The sequence below is a fragment of the Gemmatimonadaceae bacterium genome (assembly GCA_035606695.1).
Lineage (GTDB): Bacteria > Gemmatimonadota > Gemmatimonadetes > Gemmatimonadales > Gemmatimonadaceae > JAQBQB01.
Window position 1 is genome coordinate 46,399 of sequence record DATNEW010000017.1, and the last position, 20,010, is coordinate 66,408.

Sequence of the window (20,010 nt, forward strand, 5' to 3'; positions counted from 1 at the left end):
CAATGAGCGCATCGCGACGTTATGCGCGCTTTTGGGGCCGCGACATCGACGGCGACATCGATGATGAGCTGCGTTTTCATCTCGAATCGCTCATCTCTCAGTACGAGTGCCGCGGTGCAACACGCGCCGCGGCGGAACAGCTGGCCCGCGAACGATTCGGCGACCTGGTCGCCGTTGAGCGCGCGCTCTACGCGCACGATCGTGCCGTTCATCGGTACAACACCTGGAGGGATGCGGTGCAATCACTGGCTGAGGATCTGCGCATCATTCTGCGGGCGCTTCGCCGCGCACCTGCGTTCAGCGTGACGACTATCGCGACGCTCGGCCTCGGGATCGCCGCCACCTCCGCCGTCTTTTCCGTTGCGGACACCGTTTTGATTCGGCCACTGCCGATCCGCGCGCAGGATCGGGTGGTTGCGCTGTGGGCAACCGCACCCGGTGCCGCGACGGAAGTTCCAACGATCCTCGATCGATACGAACGCTTTCGGCGTTCGACCACGACACTGGCGGACGTCGCCGGCTTCGCCCACTACGGCACCAGTTTGGTGCCCCTACAGGATCGCGACGTGACGCGTCACGCACGCGAGGCCGTCGTCACCGGAAACTTCTTCGCGGTGCTCGGCGCCATTCCGGTTCGCGGCCGACTGCTGCGCCGCGAGGACGATGTGATCGGTGCGGAGCCGGTCATCGTGATCAGCGAGCGATATTGGCGATCTGAATTTGGCGGCGACCGAACAGCAGTTGGACGCCGTGTGACAATTCTGAATCGCGAGATGACGGCGACCATCGTCGGGGTCGCGCCTGCCGGCCTCGAGTACCCGAATGGCGCCGACTACTGGCTGCCGATCGTCCCGACGAAGTACCCGGCCGTCGATCTCGTCGGTCGACTGCGCGATCGCACGACGCCGAACGCGGCCCGCGCCGAGCTCGCGGTGTTCATTCGCAACGACGCGCGAGCGTTTCCCACGAGCCTCGGCGCGCGCTCGCTCGTGGCAAGCGATGCCGTCGTGCAACCGTTGTCGGAAGTCATCATTGGATCGGCGCGGCGGGGGCTCACGGTGCTCGTTGCTGCCGTCGTGGGACTGCTGCTCATTGCGTGTGTCAACGTGAGCAACCTCATGCTGGTTCGCTCGACTGCGCGGGCACGCGAGATGGCCGTTCGTCGCGCGCTCGGCGCGAGCTCGCGGCGCCTCGCACTCCAGCTCACCGTTGAGGTCAGCGTCCTCGCACTCGCCGGTGCCGTCCTCGGAGCATGCGTTGCGGAGCTGCTGCTCCGGATTCTCATAGCCGTGGCGCCGGCCGGGGTTCCGCGCATCGACGAGGTTGCGTTGTCGCCCGCGGCGCTGGCTGTGGCAACGGTCGCGACGACGATGGCGCTCCTTCTCTCTGGTGTATTGCCGGCTGTGTCGTCGGCCAGCCCGGCGATCGAAGCGTTGCGTTCCGACAGCCGTGCGGGGACCGATTCCCGTCATGCGCGCTCCGTTCGCTCCGCACTCGTCGCGGCGCAGCTGGCGCTCGCGCTGGTGCTGCTCGCGGGCGCGGGACTGCTGCTGCGAAGCTTAGTGCACCTCGAAGACGCGAACCTCGGATACGATCCCACGCATCTTTCGATCGTACAGATTACGGCACCCTTTCACAAGTATGGCACGCCGCAACAGTTCAACGACGCCTTCGACGCGGCGCAACGTCAAATGAGGTCGGTGCCTGGCGTCGTCGCGATCACACCAGTGCTCGCGTGGCCGTTCACGGGATCGAACGTATTCGCCGCACGCTTCGACGTGCGCGATCGGCCGGCGCTCAGCAGCGCCGACGCGCCGTACGTGTCTTGGGACGCCGTCGGCCCGGAGTTCTCGAAAGCATTTGATGCCTCGGTCGTCCGCGGACGCGGCATCAGCGCGGCCGATCGTCTGGGGACACCCGACGTCGCGGTAGTGACTTCGGACCTGGCAAACCAGTACTGGCCGGGAGAGAACGCGCTGGGTAAGCAGCTGCGATTCGCGGGCACCACCAGCGCGGGCGACACCGCATGGCGTACCGTGGTGGGTGTTATCAAGCCACTCAACTATCGCTCGCTGCGTACCCCAACGCCGACCGTGCTGTTGTCATATCCACAAGCCTTCCAGCAGGGAATTTTCGCAGTGCGGTCGCGCGGCGAGCTTGCGACTCTGCTTCCCGATCTGCGTCGCGCGGCGGCGGCGAGCGACCACGACATTGTGCTCTGGCGCGCACAAACAATGGACGACGTGCTCGCCGGACCGCTCAGTCGCCCGAGGGTCGAGGCGTTCGTGCTCGCCGTCTTCGCGGCGCTCGCGCTCTTTCTCGCGAGTGTCGGAGTGTACGGCGTCGTTGCATTTGTCGTCCGGGCGCAGACTCGCGAGCTTGGCATTCGCATCGCGCTCGGCGCAACGCGCGCCGACGTCGTCCGATTTGCTCTGGCGAACTCGGTCCGGGTCGCGCTCGTTGGGGTCGCACTCGGAGGCGTGTTGACGCTTGTTGGGACTGGATTCCTCACCTCGGAGCTGTTCGAGGTTCGGCGCGGTGACCCTGCGGCGCTCGCCGGCGCGGCCGCTGCTTTGCTCCTGGGCGTCGCTATCGGGGGCTACATCCCGGCGCGGCGTGCGGCGCACATCGACCCGGTACGTGCGCTCGCGAGTGAGGGCTGATAGATGCGCGGCCGTTGAAGAGCGCATCGCGGTTGTATCTACGTGCGCGCGTCCTTTCCTCAACTCCCGATCTTCGAGCCCTGAAACTTTCCGTTCTCGTATCGAAACAGCGTCGACGAATCGGGATAGCTGACCACCTCGAACGCGCCGGTCGCTCCGCCGGTCACACCGGTGAGATAAATGCCGACCGCATCGGCGTCATAGCTCGCGAACCTCGCCACCTCAATCGCCCTCGGCGTTGCCCCGTTGAGAATTACGAATACACGAAGGGCCGAGTCGCCCGGCGCGGCTCCTTCGACGGCCGCGTCAACCGTCCCGTCGTGATCGAAGTCGCCAACGGTGGCCGAGAGTGCGGGAGGGCCTCCGCCGCCAGCGACCGCGGCTTGGCTCACATCGGACCGAAAGTTCGTCGCACGCACCGGCTGAAAGCCCGGTGCCGTGGCGTCGAGCGCCTGCTGCATCGCCGGGGGCAAGTGCAGGACGAAACCGACGTCGGTCAGTTGAATCGCCGGCGCGTCAGGCTTGCCGACGCACGCCGTGACGACGAGTAGCACCGCGGCACGATTGAAGATCTGTTTCATCTGTTTCATGTGAACCGAGCCTTGCAGAGGACCATCGTTGGGACATCGGTTTCCGGAAACCACGACGCGCATTTCGTACGCCGTGGCGCGCGGTGCGCCCTGCATATCCGCATCAGCGAGCGTCGATTCGAGTTTGCTCATACGTAGCGACCTTCATCGACGAGGATTGGTGCCGGGCCATTGTGACGACGTAACCGCGGCTCATTCGGCAAAAAGGGCATTCGGCGTAACGCCGAATGCCCCTCTCTCGTGACGTTAGATCCCTCGCTTCGCTCGGGATGACGCTTACCCCGCCGCGTTCACCATGTCGAAGATCGGCAGATACATCGCCACCACCATGCCACCGACCACGACGCCGAGGAACACGATCATCAGCGGCTCCATCATCGCGAGCAACCCGCCCACGGCCGCATCGACCTCTTCATCATAGAAGTCCGCGATCTTCGTGAGCATTTCATCAAGGCCGCCCGTCTGCTCGCCGACCGAGATCATCGAGATGACCATCGGCGGGAACACTTGAGACTTCTTTAACGGCGCCGCGATCGTCTCGCCGCCCGCGATCGACGCGCGCGATTCCATGATCGCATCCTGAATCACCCGGTTGCCCGACGTCTTGGCCGTGATCTCGAGGCCGTCGAGAATGCTGACGCCCGAGGAGATCAGCGTGCCGAGCGTGCGCGTGAAGCGCGACACGGCGGACTTGCGGAGCACGTCGCCCAGGATCGGCGCCTTGAGCAACAGGCGATCGATCGTCAGCTTGCCGTTCGGCGTCGCGTAGAAGCGCTTGAGGCTCACCACGCCGGCCACGATCGCGCCAACGAGCAGGTACCAGTAGCTCTTGAGGCCCCGCGACAGGTTGATCACGATGCGCGTCGGCATCGGCAGCGGAATGTTCGCGCTCGAGAACATCGTCTCGAACGTCGGGATCACGAACACGAGCAGCACGGTGATCGCGATCGCCGCCACACTCATGATGACGCCCGGGTAAATCATCGCACCCTTCACCTTGCGAACGAGCGCGTCGTTCTTTTCCATGAACACGGCCAGACGCATGAGGATGGTGTCGAGAATACCGCCCGCCTCGCCCGCCGCGACCATGTTCACGTACAGCTCGCTGAACGCCTTGGGATGCTTGCGCAGCGCGTCGGCGACCGTGTTGCCCGACTCGACGTCGAACACCACCTGGCGCGTCACGGCTTTCAGCGCCGGGTTCTCGCTCTGCTGCGCGAGAATGTCCAGCGCCTGCACCAGCGGCAGTCCCGAGTTGATCATCGTCGAGAACTGGCGGGTGAAGATCACGATGTCGCGCATCTTGATCGACCCCAACCGCTTCTTCGGCGTCGACGAGCCTTCGTCGATCTTGATGACGTTCAACTTTTGCTGGCGAAGCTGCTTGATGACCTCGTCGCGATTCGGCGCGTCCATGGTCGCTTGCTTCAGGTCGCCATTGACGGCGCGCGCGGTATACGTGAATTGCGGCATGCGTGACAGCTCGTTCGTCGGATGAATGGTCCGCGGGCGGCGTTGCCCCTCTTTGCCCCTCTGCCCCTCTTCGCCCCTCTTTGCTCCCTCTGAAGACGATCCGACCGGGCCAAAGATTACGAAGAATTACGAAGCCGGAACCCGCCGAAACCGCGTTTGGCGCCTTTCGCGGCCGCCCAAGCTGCCGGTGATGTGGATCACGCTTCCCCACCACGCGTAATTCCCTGCATGCATCAGGAAACGGCGCTCATCGCGACCATCACCGCCGGGCTCGGTTTGGCCTTCGTCTTCGGCTTCATCGCGACCCGGATCCGCGTTCCCGCGATCGTCGGCTACCTCACCGCGGGGATCCTCGTCGGGCCGTTCTCGCCGGGTTTCGTTGCCGACGCCAGTCTCGCCTCGCAGCTCGCGGAAGTCGGCGTCATCCTGCTCATGTTCGGCGTCGGAATGCATTTCTCCATCCGCGACCTGCTCGCGGTCTGGCACGTCGCGGTGCCCGGAGCGCTCCTACGCATCGCGCTCGTCACCGCACTCTCGATGCTCGTGGCCCACGCATGGGGCTGGAGTCTCGGCGCGAGCGCCGTGTTCGGTCTCGCCTTATCCGTTGCCAGCACGATCGTGCTTCTTCGCGCACTCGAAGAACGCGGACTGCTCACCTCGACCGAAGGACGCATCGCCGTCGGTTGGCTCGTCGTCGAGGATTTGACGATGGTAGTCGTCCTGGTGCTCCTCCCTGCGCTCGCCGGCGCAGGACACGGCGCCGGGGGATCGGGCGCGATCGCGAAATCGCTGGCGATCACGCTCGCGAAGGTCGCGGTCTTCGTCGTGATCATGCTGTTCGCTGGAACGCGCTTCATCCCGCGGCTTCTCGCCTCCGTTGCGCGCACCGGATCGCGAGAGCTCTTCACCTTGTCGGTGCTCGCCACCGCGTTCTGCATCGCGTTCGGCGCCGCATCGCTGTTCGGCGTGTCCTTCGCGCTCGGCGCATTCCTGGCCGGCGTCGTGATCGCCGAATCGGATCTCAGCCACCAGGCCGCGGCCGAAGCGCTTCCGCTTCAAGATGCGTTCGCGGTGCTGTTCTTCGTCTCGGTCGGCATGGTGTTCGACCCACGCGTCGTCGTCGAGCGGCCGCTCGCTCTGCTCGTCGCCACCCTGATCGCCGTCGTTGCGAAAGCGATCATCTCATTCGCACTCGTCCTTCGCTTCCGCTATCCCGTCGCGACCGCGCTCAAGGTTTCCGCGGGCATCTCGCAGATCGGCGAATTTTCATTCATTCTCGCGACGCTCGGACTCGCGACCGGACTGCTGCCCGCCGAGGGGCAGAGTCTCATCCTCGGCGCGGCGATCGTGTCGATCATCGTGAACCCGCTCCTGTTCGCGGCGGCCAAGCCAACCGTCACGTGGCTGAACGCGCACCCTCGCGCCGCTCGCCTGCTCGAGCATCGCGAGTTGCGCGACGCAAACCCGGTCGCCGACGAGGCCGATGTCACCGGACACGTCGTGCTCGTCGGTTATGGCCGCGTCGGCGCGACGATCGGCGAAGCGCTGCGCGCCGAGTCGATTCCGTTCGTCGTCATCGAGAGCGACCGGTTGGCGGTCGAGGATCTTCGCCGCCGCGGCATCGACGCGATCTTCGGGGACGCGAGCCGGCGGACGGTGCTCGAGCACGCGGGCATCGCGACCGCGCGCATCCTCGTCATCGCGGCGCCCGGCGCGTATCAAACGCGAGCGATGGTCGATCTCGCGCGATCGTTCAACCCATCGATGGACATCGTCGTGCGCACGCACAGCGCCGCCGAGCAGCAGTGGCTCGAGGAGCGGCGCGTCGGCACCGCGGTGATGGGCGAGCGAGAGCTCGCGCTCGGCATGGCTCGCTACGCGCTCGGACGCAGCGGCATCGACCCGGTGGAAACCGACCGCCTGCTGGATCGACTACGACGAGAGCGGCGTTCCGAAACGCGGAACGACGGCGACTAGCGCTTCGCCGGCGCGCCCTTCTCTTCCGGCGTCATGCCGCACATGCGCATGAGCTCCGCTCCGTCGTGGCTGGCGCGCATGCAGTCCTCGAACGCCACCGTCTTGCTCATGTAGAGCTGATACAGCGCGTCGTTCATCGTCTGCATGCCGTACTTCTTGCCGGACTGCATCATCGAGTAGATCTGGTGGATCTTGTCGTCGCGAATGAGGGCGCGAATCGCCGGCGTCACGACGAGGATCTCCGCCGCCATCGCGCGGCCCTTGCCGCCGACCTTCGGCAGCAGCGTCTGCGTCACCACGCCCTCGAGACAGAAGGCGAGCTGCGCGCGCACCTGCGACTGCTGGTGGCTCGGGAACACGTCGATGATGCGGTTGATTGCCTCGGCCGCGCTGTTCGTGTGGAGCGTCGCGAAGGCCAAGTGGCCCGTCTCGGCGATGGTGAGACCGGCGGAGATCGTTTCGAGATCTCTCATTTCGCCGATCAGCACGATGTCCGGGTCCTGCCGCAGCGCGTACTTGAGGGCCGCGTTGAAGCTCTTGGTGTCGCTGCCGACCTCGCGCTGGTTGACGATGCAGCTCTGGTGCTTGTGAATGAACTCGATCGGATCCTCGATCGTGATCATGTGCCCCTTCACTTCCTTGTTGATCTTGTCGAGCATCGCGGCGAGCGTCGTCGACTTGCCCGAGCCCGTCGGGCCCGTGACGAGAATCAACCCGCGCGGACGATCGGCGAGATCGCTCAACACCTTCGGGAGGTTGAGCTGCTCGAACGTCTTGATGTTGAAGGGGATCTGACGAATGACCATCGCGACGCAGCCGCGCTGCTTGAAGCAGTTGCCGCGGAAGCGCGCCAGGTTCTGAATGCCGAACGAGAAATCGAGCTCATCCTCCATCTCGAAGCGCTTTTTCTGATTCTCGGTCAACACCGAATACGCGAGCTGCAGCGTGTCCTTGGGCTGCATCACGTAATCGATGGACGACCGGGTCATGTCGCCGTCCACGCGAAGCATGGGGCGCTCGCCGGCAGTGACGTGCAGATCGGACGCGCCACGCTCGATCATCTCCTCCAGGAGCACCCGGAGGTTGAGCGACTGCGGCGCGACGGAGGGAGGTGTTGCGGTAGGAGCGGTCATCGAAGTCGGTGCTGACCTGAGCGAGATGGGATAACTGACTTATACAGACGATCTACGAGCCCATCGGTCAACGAATGGCGAACCCAGCCAAGGGGAAGCTGACCGTCGGCGCGCCCCGAAGGCCTGCGGGGAATGGCGACCGACAAAGTTGACATTCCTGGACGATTCGTACATATTTTGTCAACTTATTTTCTGTACTGACATGACTGAGAATCCCGCCACCTACAAAGCCGGCCGCGTCCGCAAGAACATGGATATGGACGCGGCCAAGCTCGACGCCGCCAAGCGCGTGCTCGGTGCGCGCAACGATACGGAAACCGTCGACCTCGCGCTCGACTACATCGTCGCGCTCGGCGATGAGTTCGCCGCGCTCGACCGTTTGGCCTCGCTCGGCGGCCTCGACGACGTGTTCGCCGGCAACGCCGCGGCGCGCCGTCGCCGCGTCGCCGAGCGGTGACACCGGCATTTCCCGAAATTAACCGGACGTGAGCGGGCTTTACGCGCTCGACACCAACGTCTACATCACGGCGCTCCGAGACCCTGAGCGGCTCGGGGCGCTCAAGCGCTTCCGCGTGCGCGCCGGCAACGGACTGCGTCTGCACGCGGTCGTCGCGCTGGAGTTGCGCGCCGGCGCGAATGACCCGAGACAACGGGCCGCGCTCGAGGCGTTCATTGCGCCGTATCAATCGCGCGATCGCCTCATCGTGCCGTCGTTCGACGCATACACGCAGGCGGGCCGAGTGTTGTCGGATCTCGCCACGCGCGAACGACGACGCCTGGCGGACGGGCCGCCCTCGCTCGTCAACGATGCGCTGCTTGCCGCATCGTGCCGCGAAGCCGAGGCGATCCTCGTGACGGAGAACGTGCGCGACTTCGCGGCGATTCAACGCCATCTGCGCGGCTTTCAATTTCGAGAGACAGCCGCCGTCCTTTGATGGGCGAAGCACGCCTTTTGCGGCGCCAGGTCGCGTTTCGTCAACCACGCGAACTGACTGCCGATGCCCGTTCTCTCCATGGGACAGCAGCCGCCCGATTTCACGCTCGTCACGGCGGCCGGCGAATCCCGACGACTCTCTGAATTTCGCGGCTCGCCGCTGCTGCTCGTTTTCCATCCGCCGGGCTGGGATCCCGCTCGCCAGGCGCACGTGGACGCGTACAACCGCCTCATTGCCCATCTGCCCGGTGTCGCGGCCGCGCGACTGGTGAGCGTCGGCGGCGATGGACCGTGGCGCTCGCTCGCGTTCGGCGATGACGACGTCTCGATTCCCGTGCTCGACGGCGAAGCGTCGGCAGCGCGCGCATTCGGCGTCGAGGGCGAAGCGGCCGTGTTCGTGATCGATGCGGACGGCCTCGTTCGCTGGCGACATGTCGGCGACCCGCTCGACGACGTCACGCTCGGCCGCTCGATCAGCGCGGCGATCGCGCCGGTTTCGGCGCGCGGCCAATGGTCGCGTCGCGAGTTCGTGGCCACGGTGCTCGGCGCCGCGATCACGCTGACGCTCGAGCCCAAGTTCGCACGCGCCGAACGCGCCGCCGCGGTGATGACGTCGACCGCGCGCGACGTGACGCTCAACGTCAACGGACGCGACGTCGCGCTCACGCTCGAGCCACGTGTGACGCTGCTCGATGCATTGCGCGAGTACGCCGCGCTCACCGGGACGAAGAAGGGGTGCGATCACGGCCAGTGCGGCGCGTGCACCGTGCACGTGGACGGCCGCCGCACGCTCTCCTGTCTCACGCTCGCGATGATGCAGCAGGGCAAGCGCATCACGACGATCGAAGGTCTCGCCGAGGGCGACGAGCTGCATCCCATGCAGCAAGCGTTCATCACGCACGACGGCTTTCAGTGCGGCTACTGCACATCGGGACAGATCATGTCGGCGACGGCGATGCTCGCCGAGCCGTGGGGACCGAACGACGACGACGTGCGCGAAGCGATGAGCGGGAACATCTGCCGTTGCGGCGCCTATGTCGGCATCGTCGCCGCCATTCAGGACGTGCGGCAGCGGAGGGCGTCGCAATGATCGATTTCGAATACGTCACCGCCGCCGATCTTGATTCCGCCGTCCGCGCGGGCTCGACAACCGCGGCACGGTTCGTTGCCGGCGGAACGACGCTCATCGATCTCATGAAGCTCGACGTCGAGCGGCCGGCGCGCGTCGTCGATCTCAATCCGCTCGTGCGGCGCGATGCATCGCTCGCGTCGGTGAGCGATCTGCCGAACGGCGGACTGCGACTCGGCGGACTCGCGCACATGAGCGACGTCGCGTGGGACACGCGCGTGCGGGAGCGGTACCCGCTCGTGAGTCAGTCGCTGCTGCTCGCCGCGTCGGGACAGGTGCGCAACATGGCGACGATGGGCGGCAATGTGCTTCAGCGCACCCGTTGCGTGTACTTCCGCGATACCGCGAGCGCATGCAACAAGCGCGCGCCTGGCAGCGGCTGCTCCGGGATTCGCGGCTTCAACCGCCAACATGCCATTCTCGGGACGAGCGAGCATTGCATCGCGACGCACCCGTCGGATTTCGCGGTGGCGCTCGCCGCGCTCGACGCCACGGTGCGCGTGCGCGGTGTCCATGGCGACCGCACGCTTCCCTTCTCGACGCTGCACGTGTTGCCCGGCGCGCATCCCGAGCGCGAAACGGTGCTCGCGCCTGGCGACGTGATCACGGGTTTCGATCTGCCGGCGATATCGTTCGCGCGGCGGTCGATGTATTTGAAGGTGCGCGATCGCGCGAGCTTCGCGTTCGCGCTGGCCGCGGCTGCCGTCGCGCTCGACGTGCAGAATGGCACGGTGCGCGATGCACGCGTCGCGCTTGGCGGCATCGCAACGAAGCCGTGGCGCTCGCGCGAAGCAGAGCATGCGCTCATCGGCAAGCCCGCATCCGCCGCGACATTCCGCGCGGCAGCGAACGCCGCCCTCGCCGGTGCGAAGCCGCACAAGGACAACGCGTTCAAAGTGGAATTAGCCAAACGCACGCTCGTGCGCGCACTGACGGAGGTGTCGGCATGAGTCTCGGCCAGCCATTGGACAGAGTTGACGGACGTCTCAAAGTCACCGGCGGCGCGAAGTACGCGGCCGAGTTTGCGATACCGAACCTCGTGCATGCGGTGATGATCACGAGCACCATCGCCAAAGGGCGCGTGGCGGCATTCGACACGTCGGCGGCGGAGCGCGCGCCCGGCGTGATCAAGATCATCACGCCGTTCAACGCGCCGAAGTTGCCCGGCGCCGGCGCGGCGACCATGCGTCGTCCGACGCTGCTGCAGGACCGCGACGTTCATTACAATGGCCAGCCGATTGGCCTGGCGATCGCCGACACGTTCGAACACGCGACGGCGGCCTCGCACATGGTGCGGGTGCGATACGACGAAGAGCAGGCGGTGCTCGACATGGACACCGCGCCGAAGAATCCGCCCGATCAGGTCCATCCACTCGGCGGCGAGCGCACGTACGCTCGCGGAGACTTCGACAAGAGTTGGACGGAAGCGGCGGTAAAGGTGGACAATACCTATACAACGCCGCTCGAGAATCACAACCCGATGGAAGTGCACAACGTCATCGCCGCCTGGAACGGCGACACGTTGACGTTGTACGAGTCCACGCAAGGCATCACCAGCGTGCGCAACTCGGTCGCGAAGACGTTCGGCATCACGCCCGAGAACGTGCGGGTGATCGCCTACTTCACGGGCGGCGGATTCGGCAGCAAAGGTGGTTCGTGGTCGCACGAGCCACTCGCCGCGATGGCCGCGCGCGAAGTGCAGCGGCCCGTCAAGCTCGTGCTCACGCGGCGTCAGATGTTCGGCCCCGTCGGTGGGCGGCCCCGCACAGTGCAGCATGTTTCACTCGGCGCATCGCGTGACGGAACGTTGATCGCGACGCGCCACACGAGCACCTCGAACACGTCGACGCTCGAGGACTGGATCGAGCCCGCGCTGAACCAGACGCGCATGCTGTACGCCTGCCCGAACGTCCAGACGCAGTATGACGTGGTGCGCATCAACGTCGGTTCGCCGACGTTTCAACGCGCGCCCGGCGAATCGACGGGCACGTTTGCGCTCGAGAGTGCGATGGACGAGCTGGCGTACGCGCTGGAGATGGATCCGATCGAGCTGCGCCTGAAGAACTACGCCGAGCGCGATCCGGAGAGCGGAAAGCCGTGGTCGAGCAAGTCGTTGCGAGAATGCTATCGTGTGGCGGCTGACGCATTCGGCTGGTCGAAGCGCAACCCGGTGCCGCGTTCGATGCGCGACGGGCGGTGGCTCGTCGGCTACGGCATGGCGACGGCGACGTACCCCGCGCGACGTCAGCAGGCGGCGAGTACCGCGCGTCTATTGCCCGACGGCCGCGTGTGGGTGCGCGCCGGCACGCAGGAAATCGGGTGCGGCACGTACACCGCGATGTCGCAGATCGCGGCCGACGCGCTGGGCATTCCGGTCGATCGGGTACGCTTCGAGCTCGGCGACACGACGATGCCGGAGAATCCCGCGTCGACTGGTTCGGTGACGGCGGCCTCCACGGGCAGCTCGGTGCACGACACGGCGATGGCGCTGCGCCAGAAGATCGAACAGCTCGCGCCGGGCGGATTGGCGTCGAACAGCGTCGCCGAGATCATCGCGAAGAACGGCGGCCAGCCGGTCGAGGTCACGCTCACGTCGCGGCCGGGTCAGGAGCAGCAGCAATACTCCATGCACTCGTTCGGCGGCGTGTTCACAGAGGTGCGCGTCGACCCCGACCTCGGGCTCATTCGGGTGCCGCGGATTGTCACGGCGCACGGTGTGGGGCGGATCCTCAACGAGAAGACCGCAAGCAGCCAGATTCGCGGCGGCGTGATCTGGGGCATCGGCATGGCGCTATTAGAGGAGACTCATATCGACCCTCATACGGGCCGCTACCTCAACGCCGACCTGGCCGAGTATCAGGTGCCGGTGAATGCCGACGTTGGAACGATCGACGTGCATTTCGTCGACGAGAACGACCCGCATGTGAGCACGGTCGGCGCGAAGGGCGCCGGAGAGATCGGGATCACCGGCGTGGCGGCGTCGATCGCGAATGCGGTGTATCACGCGACCGGAAGGCGCGTGCGGGAATTGCCGATTCGGTTGGACAAGCTCGTCATGTCGGCCTGAGCGAAGCGCCGCAGGACGACGATTATGCAGACGTCTCGCGAATCATCTGCTCGGTGGTGGTGATCCCCTTCATCACCTTGAGCCACGCGTCCATGCGCAGCGTCAGCATGCCTTCCTCGATCGCGCCGTCGCGGAGCTCGGCGGCGCCCAGATTCTGCATGACCAGCTTTCGCAAATGCGGCGTCATCACCATGACCTCGTACACGCCCTGGCGGCCTTTCATGCCCGTGCCGTTGCACTGATCGCAGCCCTTGCCCTTGAAGAAGCCGAGCTCCTTGACCTTGGTGTCGAGGCTCAGCGTCTCGAGGAACGGCGCCGCTTCCTTGGTGGCTTTCGCTTTCGCGTTGACGAGCGCCTCCTCGGTGAAGCGGAGATCGCGCATCGAGGTCTCGGGCGTCACCTTGGCCGCGTCCAGCTCGAGCTTGTCGGGTACGTACTGCACCTTGCAGTTGGAGCAGATGCGCCGCACCAGCCGCTGCGCGAGAATCAGGTTGAGCGCCGACGCCACGTTGAACGGCTCGAGGCCCATGTCCAGCAGACGCGTCACCGTTTCCGGTGCCGAGTTGGTGTGTAGCGTCGACAGCACCATGTGGCCCGTGAGCGCCGCCTTGATCGCGATGCCGCCGGTTTCGAGATCTCGAATCTCGCCGACCATGATGATGTTCGGATCCTGCCGCAGGAACGCTTTCAGCGCCGCGGCGAACGTCATGCCGATCTCGTTGCGCACCAGTACCTGGTTGATGCCGTAGAGGTTGTACTCCACGGGATCTTCCGCGGTCATGATGTTCACGTCGATCGTGTTCACCTTCGACAGCGACGAGTAGAGCGTCGTCGTCTTGCCCGAGCCCGTCGGACCGGTGACGAGCACCATGCCGTACGGATTCGACACCGCTTCCATCAGATCGTGCTCGGCACGCGGCTCAATGCCGAATTTCTCGAGGTCGAAGGTGAGGTTGCCCTTGTCGAGAATACGGAGCACGATCTTCTCGCCGAACAGCGTGGGCAGCGTCGACACGCGGAAGTCGATCACCTTGTTGCCCATCTTGAGCTTGATACGGCCGTCCTGCGGCACGCGGCGTTCGGCGATGTTGAGCGACGACATGATCTTAAAGCGTGAGATCAACGCCGCCTTGAGCTTCATGGGCGGCTTCATGATCTCCTGCAACGCACCGTCGATGCGGTAGCGCACGCGGATGTCGTGCTCGAAGCACTCGAAGTGAATGTCCGAGGCGCCGCGCTTGACGGCATCGGTGAGGATGGCGTTGATCAGCTTGACGACCGGCGCGTCTTCCATCTGCGCCTGGAGCGCCGCCTGCGAAACTTCTTCTTCCGTCTCCTCGACGACTTCGACGTCGCCGCCCATGTCGCCGAGCTCGTCGATGGTATCCATCAACGACGCCATCTGTTGTTCGTCCGAGGCGCCGTAGATCTTCTCGATGAGATTGCGCAGCGTGAACTCGCCCGCGATCACCGGGAAGATGTCGTACCGCGTGATGAACTTGAGATCCTCGAGCACACCCAGGTTCGCCGGGTCGGCCATCGCCACGGTGAGCGTGCGTCCGTCGCGCTTGAGCGGAATGACCAGGTTCTTCTGCGCGAGGTCGTTCGGGATCATCTTCGCGATTTTTGGGTCGACCTCGAATCGCGAAAGGTCCACGGCCGGCATCTTGTGCTGCTTGGCGAGCATCTTCGTCAATTCGACTTCCTGAATGAAGCCGAGCTTGACGAGGTTGTAGCCGACGCGGGTGTTCGTCTGCTTCGCTTCCAGCAACGCCTTGGCAAGCTGTTCGCCGGTGATCAGCCCCTCTTTGTGGAGGAGATCACCGATGCGTTCGACGGACGTGGGGGTCGGGTGTGGCGCAGCCATGCGGAGCGGAGGAAGCTGGGGACGGGCCTGACTCTATAGTATCGGTAGGACGACCGGGGGCCCGAAGTCGTAAGGTCGGGAAGGCCCGGGGGGGTGTCAAGCAAAACGGCCCGGGCCGCTTGGGCCGGCACTTGTGGGACGCACTCGTTGTCATCCCGAGCGAAGGCGCGCAGCGCGGCAGTCGAGCCCCCGCCCGTGGAGCTATATGACCAGCTCGCCCGTGAGCGCCGCGCGCAACAGCTCCGAACCCGACCGAACCATCTCGGTGCCGCAACTGTATGCAAAGCGAATGGCGCCGGCCGAGTGTTCGCCGAACGCATCGCCCGGCGCGCTGCCGATGCCGGCCCTGGCAAGCCGCGCCGACAGCTCGCCGGCATCGCGCACCTGCAACCGTTCGTACAGCGTCTCGTCGAGCTCGGCCCACACGTAGAATGCGCCGCGCGGCGTGAACGGGTCCACGCCGTCGATCCCGCGCAGCGCCGACAGCAACACGTCGCGCCGCAGGAGATACTCGGCACGCATCTTCGCCAGCTGGTCCTGCGGTCCCGTGACGGCGGCAAGCGCGCCCCACTGCGCCAGGCTGTTCACGCCGTTGATCGTGCAGCGCAGGAGCTTCTGAATTCGTTCCTGCAAGAGGGGCGCGCGCGTCACGATGTAGCCGGTGCGCAGGCCGCTCATGGCATATGACTTCGAGAATGAGAAAATACTGATCACCCGTTCCGCCCAGTCGCCGGCCAGCGACGCAACCGAATGGTGCACCGCCGGTTCGTAGATCACGTCCTCGTACGCTTCGTCCGATACGACCCACAGCTCGTGCTCGCGGGCCAGCTCGACGATCGCCGCCAACGATTCACGCGGCAGCACCGCTCCGGTGGGATTGTGCGGCGAGTTGACGAATATGGCGCGCGTCGCCGGCGTGATCGCGCGCGCGATCGCCGCCGGATCGTACGCGTAGTCTCCATCCGCATCCACGACCACGCGCACCGGCGCACCACCGGCCAGCCGAATATTCTCGGCGACTTCGGTCCACATCGGGTCGGGGATGATCACTTCGTCGCCTTCGCTCAACAGCGCGCCGAACGCGACGTACAGTGCGTGCATCGCGCCGTTCGTCAGGAACACGTCGCCTTGATCCGCGTCGATGGCATTCTTTCGCGCGAGTTTTTCGGCGAGCGCGGCGCGCAGCTCCGGAATGCCGTCGTTGGGGACGTAGTGCGTCTTGCCCGCGGCCGCCGCGGACGACATGGCGTCGAGAATGTGCGGCGCGACGGCAAAGCTCGGATCGCCCGACTCGAATCGAACGACTCTCGCTCCCGCGGCCTGGGCCTTCAGCAGCTCTTCGCGTATTTGCACGATCTTGCCGAACGAAACCGTGTCGAGTCGATGCGACGCCAGGCCTTCCGGAGCGAGTGAGGTCATGGACGAGGTGGTTCGGGTGAAAGAGCTTTGCAACACTGTCATCCTGAGGGCCGCAGGCCCGAAGGACCCCTCTCTAAGCGGAACGCTCTCCTCGGCGACTGAGGGGTCCTTCGCTTCGCTCAGGATGACAATTCGGTTTTGCTACGCGAGCGACGCCAACTGCGACAACGATTTCGGCACGAGCGGCGACGCGCCCAGATCGAGCTGCGCGAGGAGCGTGCCCTTGCCATCGATTTGTGCCAGGGGTGACAGCGCATCGAACCCGGTGTAGGCGCCGAGTGCGTCGAATCGAACATCGACTCCGTGGATGTCCGCGAGATCGAGCTCGAGCCGCGCGCCGACGCGCAGCAGTGCGTAACGCAGTCCCGCACTCACGAGCACGACACGAACGCCCTTGTACTTGAGTCGTCGCACCGTGAAGGCCGTTTCAGGCGGCAGCTGCGCGACGTACTCCGAGGCGAGCGTATCGAGATCGTCGCGTCGCGGCCGAATGAGTGCGAGCCGCTCGCGGTAGAGATTCGCGGACGTCATTCCTTCGCGCTCCGCCTTCGCTGCCAAGTCAGCTACTCGTCGCCGGACGATGTCGCCGCGCCGCTGCGCGAGCCATGCGAAACACTCGAGCGCGGGCATGGCGGCCTCGACGTCGATGACGACGGCGGTGTAAGCCGGGACCGTCGGCGCGCTCGAGCCGATCGGAAGGCGTGGCTCCGGAGCTGCGTGGGGACGTACGGGCTCGATGCGCATATCGTACTCTAATTCGTGCAGAAACTGCACGACAGTGAGCACGATATTGTATCTTCCGTCTACAATTGGATAATTCGTACTAGACTTCGTGAAAATTGCTCATGCTCAAGCGACACGCGGTGCCGCGAACGTCGGCGCCGCGACCAGCGCCACCGCGCCGAGCAGCCGATACTCGCCGGGGTTCGCGTCCGCGTAGACCGGCGTTCGCTGCGTCGCTTCGGTGAGCGTACCCGCGACCAGCTGCTCGCGCATCGGCGCCTCGATCAGCTCCCACGCCGCGGTGATCTCACCGCCGACATAGATCCGCTTTGGATTGAACGCGTTGATCACCGCGGCGAGTCCGCGTCCGATCTGCCGGCCTGTCTCGATCAACGTCGCCACCGCGGATGCTTCGCCCTGTTTCGCGCGGCGCACGATCTCCTCGACAGACACGCGGCCACCGCCGCCGTAGCGCGCGACCGTCGCCGCGTTGCACGAGAACGCCTCCCAGCATCCATGGCGTCCGCACGCGCACGCCGGACCGCTCGGATCGAGCGAGACGTGGCCCAACTCTCCCGCGGTGTTCGTTTCGCCGCGCATGACTTCCCCACGCGTCACGATGCCGACGCCAACGCCGTCCGAGACGCTCACGTACGCGAAATTGTTCACGACGCGCGACGCACTGCGGGCGCCCCCGTCGAACGACCAAAGCCGCGCGAGCGCGCACGCGATCGGCGCGCTCTCGACGAATGCGGGAAGTCCGGTTTGCGCCTGTACCGCTTCGCGAAGCTGCACGTCACGCCACGCGAGACGCGGGGCGTAGAGCACGCGACCTGTCTTGCGATCGACCATGCCCGGCACGACGATGCCGATGCCGTGACACTGCTCCTGCTCCACGACGTGATCGTGCGCGTCGAGCAGCGCGCGAGCGGCGCGCGCGATGGCGTCCGCGACGAACGAGGGATCTTTCGGCGTTTCGATCCACTGCCGCTCGAGGACGTTGCCGGCGAAATCGGCGAGGGCGAGGTTGGTTCGCACCGGCCGCACGTCGACGGCAACGACCAGGCGTCCGCGTGTGCGAATGCGAAGGAGCGTCGGGCGGCGGCCGCGCGCCGAGGCGGCGCGACCTGTTTCCTCGACGTCACCGGCGGCGAGCAGCTCGCGGACGATCGTCGTCAACGACGCGCGTCGCACGTTCATGCGCCGCGCCAACTCGGCGCGCGAGATGGGCTGGGCCTCACGGATGAGGTTCAGCACGATCTGTTTGTTTACCTCGCGTGGAGTGGACCGCGTGGCCAGTCGGAAGCTGCGGGTGTTGATTTTTCGCATGACTCGGGACCGTGGGACCGGGATTTGTAACTCAGAAAAACGAAGCGCGACCGCTCAGATAGAGGGGCCGCGCGGGGCGTCGTTTGCAGGCATCGCGGGAAAACGGTGATTCATCGACTCTCGAGTCGCATGAACGCATGATTCAATTCACCGTCGCTTTCGTCAAGAAGAAATTCGCCGCAGATTCATGACTATCTTCGCAAACGCGGGGGGCGTTATGCGTATGGTCTCTGAGATCATCCTCGTCGTCGGTTTCGCCACACTGGCCGGCGCGTGCATGGGGCGAACTCGTCCGCCCGGACCGTCCGTTGACCGAAACCTCCTGGTTCCGGAGCAATTCGCCGATCACGGCTACAACACGGCGTACGACGTCATCGAAGCGCTGCGCTCCAACTGGCTGGCGGCGCGCGGGCCCGACAGCTTCACCTCACCGACTCAGGTCCAGGTGTATTTCGACGGCATTCGCATGGGCGGCGTGGACCAGTTGCGGGCGATCGACGTGCGCCCCGTGACGTACATGCGCTTCTTCGACGGCATTGCGGCGACGGCGCGATGGGGACTCGATCACGGCGCGGGCGCGATCTACGTGTCGACGCATCCGCTGGACGACTCCGTCGGACCGTCGCACCCGTTAAGCAACGTGTTCGTCTTTCCCGAAACGATACGCCGTCCGTGAGCTGAACAACTCGCCCGGCCGGAGCAGCGTCGTTGGAAACGCGGGGTGGTTGGGCGAGTCGGGAAAGTGTTGAGTCTCCAGGGCCAGGCCGGCGTGCGCGCCGTAGTGGCACTCGTTCTTGCCCTCGGTATTGAGGCCCTGGCCGAGATAGAGCTGAACGCCCGGCTCGGTGGTGCGCACCTCGAGCCATCGTCCGCTGCGTGGATCGCGCACCCGCGCCGAGAAGGAATTGGCCGAGCCGGCATCTATTACAAAATTATGATCGTAGCCGCCGCCCAGGCGAAGCTGCTCATCGTCGGCCGGGCGAGCGTCGCCCGTGCGACGGCCCGCCGTGAAATCGAACGGCGTACCCGCCACCTCTCGCAACTCTCCGGTGGGAATGAGCGCGGTATCGATCGGCGTGAAACGCGACGCGGAAAGCGTCAGCTCGTGATCGAGCACGTCGCCCGCATCATGGCCGCCCAGATTGAAGTACATGTGCGACGTGAGATTCACGTGCGTCGGCGCGTCGCACTCGGCCCTGTAGGCGATGATCAGCTCGTCGTCGTCGGAGAGAGAGTAGGTGACGCGCACATCGACCGCGCCGGGAAATCCTTCTTCGCCCGCGGCGCTTCGGCGCGTGAGCTCGAGCGATGTACCGGCGGCGCCGTTGACGATGGCGGGTCGCCACATCCGCCGATTGAAACCGCACGGCCCGCCGTGCAGTTGATTCTTTCCGTCATTGTGCGGCAGGCGATACAGCGTGCCGTCGATCGCGAAGCTCGCGCCGGCAATCCGATTGGCGTACCGCCCAATCAGTGCGCCCACGTACATGCCATCGCGCTCGTAGTCGGCGAGGCTATCAAAGCCGAGTATGACGTCCGTCCCCGCGCCGTTGGCGTCGGGCACGACAAGCGATCGCACGATGCCGCCGTACGTCAGCATGCTCACACGCATGCCGCGCGCATTCTCGAGCGTGATCTGCTCGGCCGCCTGTCCGTCGGCCGTCGTGCCGAACGGCTCGCGACTCACGAGGGTCACGACGCGTGCG

16 protein-coding genes are annotated in these 20,010 nt (G+C 65.3%); 8 read left to right on the forward strand and 8 right to left on the reverse strand.

The window, feature by feature from the left end:
• Positions 1–2 precede the first annotated feature (2 nt).
• Positions 3–2,663 (forward strand): ADOP family duplicated permease, encoded by a 2,661-nt coding sequence (locus VN706_06955; protein HXT15352.1) that lies wholly within the window; start codon positions 3–5, stop codon positions 2,661–2,663.
• Positions 2,664–2,722: 59 nt separating this feature from the next.
• Here the strand turns inward: VN706_06955 and VN706_06960 are convergent, their stop codons facing one another.
• Positions 2,723–3,253: a hypothetical protein gene (locus VN706_06960; GenBank protein HXT15353.1), complete on the reverse strand. Its 531-nt coding sequence runs from the start codon at positions 3,251–3,253 to the stop codon at positions 2,723–2,725.
• 276 nt (positions 3,254–3,529) lie between these two features.
• Complete coding sequence (locus tag VN706_06965) at positions 3,530–4,726, reverse strand: type II secretion system F family protein (protein HXT15354.1); 1,197 nt, start codon at positions 4,724–4,726, stop codon at positions 3,530–3,532.
• A 228-nt stretch (positions 4,727–4,954) separates the two neighbouring features.
• Between VN706_06965 and VN706_06970 the strand changes: the two genes are divergently transcribed.
• Positions 4,955–6,703 carry a cation:proton antiporter gene (locus VN706_06970; protein HXT15355.1) on the forward strand — a complete coding sequence of 583 codons (1,749 nt, stop codon included), beginning with the start codon at positions 4,955–4,957 and terminating at the stop codon, positions 6,701–6,703.
• Here the strand turns inward: VN706_06970 and VN706_06975 are convergent.
• The gene (locus tag VN706_06975; protein HXT15356.1) at positions 6,700–7,836 is read right to left on the reverse strand and encodes a type IV pilus twitching motility protein PilT; all 1,137 of its coding nucleotides are present in this window, start codon (positions 7,834–7,836) and stop codon (positions 6,700–6,702) included. The two genes, VN706_06970 and VN706_06975, sit on opposite strands and share 4 nt — an antisense overlap.
• 202 nt (positions 7,837–8,038) lie before the next feature.
• On the opposite strand from VN706_06975, the gene VN706_06980 reads away from it, so the two are divergent.
• From VN706_06980 to VN706_07000, 5 genes are all read left to right on the forward strand, one after another.
• On the forward strand, positions 8,039–8,293 hold the full coding sequence (locus tag VN706_06980) for a hypothetical protein (GenBank protein HXT15357.1): 255 nt from the start codon (positions 8,039–8,041) through the stop codon (positions 8,291–8,293).
• A 28-nt stretch (positions 8,294–8,321) separates the two neighbouring features.
• The gene (locus tag VN706_06985; GenBank protein ID HXT15358.1) at positions 8,322–8,771 is read left to right on the forward strand and encodes a PIN domain-containing protein; all 450 of its coding nucleotides are present in this window, start codon (positions 8,322–8,324) and stop codon (positions 8,769–8,771) included.
• Positions 8,772–8,834: 63 nt separating this feature from the next.
• A complete protein-coding gene (locus VN706_06990) occupies positions 8,835–9,860 on the forward strand; it encodes a 2Fe-2S iron-sulfur cluster-binding protein (GenBank protein HXT15359.1) in 1,026 nt (341 codons plus the stop codon).
• Complete coding sequence (locus VN706_06995; GenBank protein HXT15360.1) at positions 9,857–10,849, forward strand: xanthine dehydrogenase family protein subunit M; 993 nt, start codon at positions 9,857–9,859, stop codon at positions 10,847–10,849. Before VN706_06990 ends, VN706_06995 begins: the two co-directional genes overlap by 4 nt.
• Positions 10,846–12,966, forward strand: a complete 2,121-nt coding sequence (locus tag VN706_07000; protein HXT15361.1) for a xanthine dehydrogenase family protein molybdopterin-binding subunit — start codon at positions 10,846–10,848, stop codon at positions 12,964–12,966. Before VN706_06995 ends, VN706_07000 begins: the two co-directional genes overlap by 4 nt.
• A gap of 22 nt (positions 12,967–12,988) precedes the next feature.
• On the opposite strand, the gene VN706_07005 is transcribed toward VN706_07000, so the two are convergent.
• The 4 genes from VN706_07005 to VN706_07020 form a co-directional block, all read right to left on the reverse strand.
• The gene (locus tag VN706_07005; protein ID HXT15362.1) at positions 12,989–14,833 is read right to left on the reverse strand and encodes an ATPase, T2SS/T4P/T4SS family; all 1,845 of its coding nucleotides are present in this window, start codon (positions 14,831–14,833) and stop codon (positions 12,989–12,991) included.
• Between the two features lie 201 nt (positions 14,834–15,034).
• Complete coding sequence (locus VN706_07010; protein HXT15363.1) at positions 15,035–16,252, reverse strand: aminotransferase class I/II-fold pyridoxal phosphate-dependent enzyme; 1,218 nt, start codon at positions 16,250–16,252, stop codon at positions 15,035–15,037.
• A gap of 141 nt (positions 16,253–16,393) precedes the next feature.
• Entirely contained in the window at positions 16,394–17,038 is a 645-nt protein-coding gene (locus tag VN706_07015) for a hypothetical protein (protein ID HXT15364.1), read from the reverse strand.
• 63 nt (positions 17,039–17,101) lie between these two features.
• Positions 17,102–18,232, reverse strand: a complete 1,131-nt coding sequence (locus VN706_07020; protein HXT15365.1) for an ROK family protein — start codon at positions 18,230–18,232, stop codon at positions 17,102–17,104.
• Between the two features lie 289 nt (positions 18,233–18,521).
• On the opposite strand from VN706_07020, the gene VN706_07025 reads away from it, so the two are divergent.
• A complete protein-coding gene (locus VN706_07025; protein HXT15366.1) occupies positions 18,522–18,980 on the forward strand; it encodes a hypothetical protein in 459 nt (152 codons plus the stop codon).
• Here VN706_07025 and VN706_07030 read toward each other — a convergent pair.
• On the reverse strand, positions 18,936–20,000 hold the full coding sequence (locus VN706_07030) for an aldose epimerase family protein (protein ID HXT15367.1): 1,065 nt from the start codon (positions 19,998–20,000) through the stop codon (positions 18,936–18,938). The two genes, VN706_07025 and VN706_07030, sit on opposite strands and share 45 nt — an antisense overlap.
• Positions 20,001–20,010: the final 10 nt, after the last annotated feature.